This is a genomic window from Roseivivax lentus (assembly GCF_900156805.1).
GTDB classification, from domain to species: Bacteria; Pseudomonadota; Alphaproteobacteria; order Rhodobacterales; family Rhodobacteraceae; genus Roseivivax; species Roseivivax lentus.
In genome coordinates, this window is record NZ_FTOQ01000042.1 from 1 (window position 1) to 1,369 (window position 1,369).

A 1,369-nucleotide genomic window follows, 5' to 3' on the forward strand; every position below is an offset into this window, starting at 1 on the left:
TTAACAGGTTGCTGAAAAAGGCCGGTCTCGACGCGCTTTCGAGAACATGATTCACCCCTGTCACGGATACGGAGGCGGGTGTGATGCGCGGGACGGACGAGGTAAGCGGGACGCTTTTCAGCTTTGTGGACCTTGAGGAACGAGTCCCGGCGGGTCATCCGCTCCGCAAGATCCGGCAGATCGTGAACGACGCGCTGGCGAGCCTCGATGCCGAGTTCGACGCGCTCTACACGGATTTCGGCCGTCCCTCCATCGCGCCGGAGCGGCTGATCCGGGCGAGCCTTCTCCAGATCCTGTTCTCGATCCGCTCGGAGCGGCAGTTGATGGAGCAGATGGATTATAACCTGCTGTTCCGCTGGTTCGTCGGGCTCGGCATCGACGACCCGGTCTGGGTCCCCACGGTGTTCAGCAAGAACCGCGACCGTCTGCTGACGACCGACATGTCTCGCAAGGTGATGGCCGCGATCCTTGCGCATCCGGAGGTCAGGCCGTTGCTGTCCGACGAGCACTTCTCGGTCGATGGCACCCTGATCAAGTCGTGGGCTTCCATGAAGAGTTTCCAGCCGAAGGATCCCCCTCCGCCGTCGCATGACGACGATACCGGCGGGCCGCCACCGCCACCATCCGGCGCAACCTCCGCAGACCCCGACGACCCAAAACAGACAGAGAGCCAGCCGATGCCCGACGCGCCCCGCCAGACCCGAAACGCCGAGGTGAACTTCCGGGACGAGAAGCGCTCGAACGCGACGCATGCTTCAAGCACCGATCCCGATGCGCGGCTCTACAAGAAGTCCCCGGGCGCGGCGGCCATGCTGTGCTTCATGGGGCATACGCTGATGGAGAACCGCAACGGCCTGGTGGTGCAGGCGGACCTGAGCCACGCCGATGGCCACGCTGAGCGCAGGGCGGCGCTTGAGATGATCAACAGGCATTCGCCGGGTTCCACCCGTCGCCTGACACTTGGAGCGGACAAGGGTTACGACAGCGCCGACTTCGTCGCCGCGCTCAGGCGGATGGTCGTGACGCCGCACGTCGCGCAGAAGGCCCGGCATTCGGCCATCGACGGGCGGACCACCCAACATCCTGGCTATGGCCTATCCCAGCGACACCGGAAGAAGATCGAGGAACCCTTCGGCTGGGCAAAGACCGTTGGCGGCATTGCCCAAACCGTTCACCGCGGCCTCGACAGGGTCCGCGCACAGTTCACGATGACCATGGCAGCCTGCAACCTGGCAAGATTACCGAAGCTCCTGGCCGCCTGACCAAGGCACCCATCCTAAACCCGCGGTCCGTCTCCCAGACAGCCGCTCTCAAACCGAGGCAGATGGGAAAACGTCCTTCAAGTCAGACTTCTTCAGCAACCTGTTAA

Annotated in this window: 1 protein-coding gene; it reads left to right on the forward strand. The window is 63.6% G+C overall.

Annotated features, from left to right (window positions below; translation table 11 throughout):
* The first annotated feature begins 83 nt into the window (after positions 1-83).
* Entirely contained in the window at positions 84-1,262 is a 1,179-nt protein-coding gene (locus BW990_RS20905) for an IS5 family transposase (RefSeq protein ID WP_076451421.1), read from the forward strand.
* Positions 1,263-1,369 lie beyond the last annotated feature (107 nt).